This window comes from Flavobacterium sp. UGB4466 (assembly GCF_903469665.1).
GTDB classification, from domain to species: Bacteria; Bacteroidota; Bacteroidia; order Flavobacteriales; family Flavobacteriaceae; genus Flavobacterium; species Flavobacterium lipolyticum.
On sequence record NZ_CAGKLC010000201.1, the window covers coordinates 1 to 3,438 of the forward strand.

At 35.8% G+C, this 3,438-nt stretch carries 2 protein-coding genes; both read left to right on the top strand.

The genetic code is table 11. The features are described 5' to 3' along the window. Positions 1–154 precede the first annotated feature (154 nt). The gene (locus tag JO950_RS21510) at positions 155–2,878 is read left to right on the top strand and encodes a putative LPS assembly protein LptD (RefSeq protein WP_370528155.1); all 2,724 of its coding nucleotides are present in this window, start codon (positions 155–157) and stop codon (positions 2,876–2,878) included. A 24-nt stretch (positions 2,879–2,902) separates the two neighbouring features. Then, a complete protein-coding gene (locus tag JO950_RS21515; RefSeq protein WP_202704478.1) occupies positions 2,903–3,283 on the top strand; it encodes a Rid family detoxifying hydrolase in 381 nt (126 codons plus the stop codon). Positions 3,284–3,438 lie beyond the last annotated feature (155 nt).

Genomic DNA, 3,438 nt, shown 5'->3' on the forward strand with positions numbered 1-3,438 from the left:
GCTATAAGCACAAAAAGACAATATCGTTAGAAAAAAAGTAAATATTACTTTAATTTTGTTAAATCCATTCATAAATCTAAAAGTTAATTTTAATAAAACGCTACAGCTATAATTTTTACAATTGATTATTTTTGACAAAAAATTATATGTAAGTTTGACATGTCAAAAAACAAGCCATAATTTTACAAAAATAGCATTTAAACCTTTGCATACAAACTTATTTAATATCGTTTTATTATCATTTTTCCTAACTTTAGGATGTGGTAATTTATATTCGCAAGAGATAAAAAACAAAAAAAAGCCTTTACCTACTGTAAAACAAACAGATAAACCCAAAAGCACTACAACAGAGAAACCTGAGGTTGCCGTTTCAGACACTATAAAGCTGGATACGGTTAAGGCAAAAAAGAATTTTCTGGACGCTGTTACCAAATACAAAGCTAAAGATTACGCTAAATACGACAAAAAAGCAAAAACTCTTACCTTATATAATGAAGCCGAACTTTATTACAAAGATGTCGAATTAAAATCGGGTATCATTGTTTTAAACATGGAGAAGGAAGAAGTTTATGCCGGACGTATTCGGGATTCTGCAGGTGTTTTGATACAATATCCAAACTTCAAACAAGGAGGCAGCGAAGTTCAGCCAGACTCTATTCGATTTAATTTTAAAACAAAAAAGGCGCTGATCTATAATTCAAGAACAGAACAAGGTGAATTTAAGATTAAAGCGGCCATTACCAAAAAAGAAAACGACTCGGTTTACTTTTTACGCGGTGCCCGTTTTACAACCGCAAAAGACATTGACAATCCGGAATACTATTTTCAGACCAATAAAGTAAAATTTATACCCGGTAAAAAAGTAATTACCGGTTTAACCAATATGGTCATTGCAGATGTTCCTACCCCTCTGGCATTGCCTTTCGCCTATTTCCCGATGAGTCAGGAAAAAAGTGTTTCGGGTATTATTTTACCTAGTTACAACGATTCTAATACAAGAGGTTTCTCTTTACAAAACGGAGGATATTATTTTGCATTGAGTGATAATTATGACTTGACGGTTCTGGGTGACTATTATACCAATGGTAGTTATGCCATGCGCTTCGAATCAACGTATGCTGCGAAGTACAAATACAGAGGAAATATTAATATTCGTTATGAAAATCTGATCAACAGTGAGCGTGGTTACCCTGATTATTCTAAAGAAAAAATCTACAACATTCAGTGGTCGCATTCGAAAGATACAAAATCAAATCCTAACTCTACTTTTTCTGCCTCTGTAAACATGGGTAGTAGTAAGTACTTCAAGCGATCTATTAATCAGGCGAACGCTGGATCGAATTTAAATAACACTTTAAATTCTTCCATTTCCTACAGCAAAACATTCAATACAATACCTCAAGCACGTATTTCGTTAACTGCCACGCACTCGCAAAATACTCAAACGGAAAAAATCGACATGACTCTACCAACCTTACAGGCAAGTGTGGATCGTGTCTATCCTTTTGTTGGAAAAGACGGCGTTAAAAAAGGATTTATAAAAAACATCAATTTACAATATAATTTAAGTGGTAAAAACAGTATCTCAACAACAGATTCCCTGTTTTTCAAACCACAGATGTTTAGAGATGCTAAGATTGGAATGCAACACAGTATTCCAATTAGTACTAACTTTAAATTGTTTAAATATTTTAGTGCCGGAGCCTCTACCAATTATCAGGAAACCTGGGTAACTAAAACCGAAAACAGACAATACGATGCTACTAAAGGGCAGGCTGTAACCACAACTGTTAATGGCTTTGATGCTTACCGAACTTATAATTTCAGCACCAATTTAGGAACTACCATTTATGGTACTTTTAATTTTGGTGACAACAAAAAAATTCAATCCATACGTCACGTCATGAGACCCACTATGACGTATTCTTACACCCCAAGTTTTGATCAGTATTACGACAATTATACGGTAGACGCAACCGGAAAAATCAGCACATATTCCAGGTTTGACAATGGTATTTTTGGCGCTCCCGGAAACAGCAACTCTAATATTGTGTCATTTGCTTTAAGCAATACTTTCGAAGCCAAGGTAAGAGATCGTGACAGCACAAAAACAGAGCCGAAAAAGATCATGTTACTAAACAACTTAAACTTCAGCACCAGTTATAATTTCAATGCTGACGGAAAACAAACTTTAGCCTGGCAGCCGGTGATTATAAGTGGTGGAACACAGCTTTTGGACAACAAAATGAATCTGAACTTCGGAGCTGTTTTAAACCCGTATGCGATTGATAATGCAGGGCAAGTAATGAATGTCTTCAATATTGATAACGGAGGGAGTTTATTCCGATTGACGAGTGCCAACCTTACTGTAAACTATTCCTTCTCGAACAAGGGAGGCGGTGCACAGGAAAAGAACACACAGAGCCAGCGAAATGGTGGTCGTAATGACGACTTGTTCGGAACAAATACAGATCTAAACGATAGCAGAAATAGTCAGTTTGCCAACGAAAAAGATGATGACAAAGATGTGATAACTGAGTTTTTCCGCTCTAAACTTCCGTGGGATATGACTATGGCATACTCCCTAACCTACTCGAATGCCGCCAGAGAAAATAAAATTATCGGAAACTCGATCATGATATCTGCCAATATGGACATTACACCTAAATGGAAAGGCGGAGTTTCTACGGGTTACGATTTTGTACAAAAAGGAGTTACTTTTACACAATTTCGTTTTGAAAGAGACTTATTAAGCTGGAGAATGGCCTTTAACTGGACTCCAATTGGTCCAAACTCCAACTGGAACTTCTTTATTGGGATTAAATCCGGAATGTTGAGTGATATTAAATGGAACAAGCGTAGTACTTCAAATCGATAAACCATAAATTTAAAATAATTTATAATGAAAAAAATCATCTTTACCGAAAAGGCACTGGCTCCAATTGGTCCTTACAATCAGGCTGTATTATCAGGAAACACACTTTATGCTTCAGGTCAGATCGCGATCAATCCGACTTCCGGCGAACTTGTAACAGACAATATCAATGATGAAACCAAACAGGTAATGGAAAATATTGCAGCCATTTTAGAAGCTGCCGATATGTCTTTTGAAAATGTAGTAAAAGCTACCATTTTTATCATGGACATGAATAATTTCGCAGCTATAAACACCGTTTACGGTTCTTATTTCGACGAAAAAACGGCTCCTGCTCGTGAAACTGTTCAGGTTGCCTGTTTACCTAAAAATGTAAATGTAGAGATTTCAATAATTGCAGTACAATAAAATTTGTTTCAAGTTTCAGGTTTCAGGTTTCAGGTTTGACACTTTGAGCATAACCTGAAACCTGAAACAAAAAAACCGTTACAGCTCGTAACGGTTTTTTTTTATATTCTAAAAAGAAATTCTATAGTTGCAGCGCAATGGCATTAAGCAGTAAC

Coding starts and splice junctions, on each gene's coding strand:
- JO950_RS21515 (WP_202704478.1), top strand. CDS start 2,903: ATGAAAAAAATCATCTTTACCGAAAAGGCACTGGCTCCAATTGGTCCT.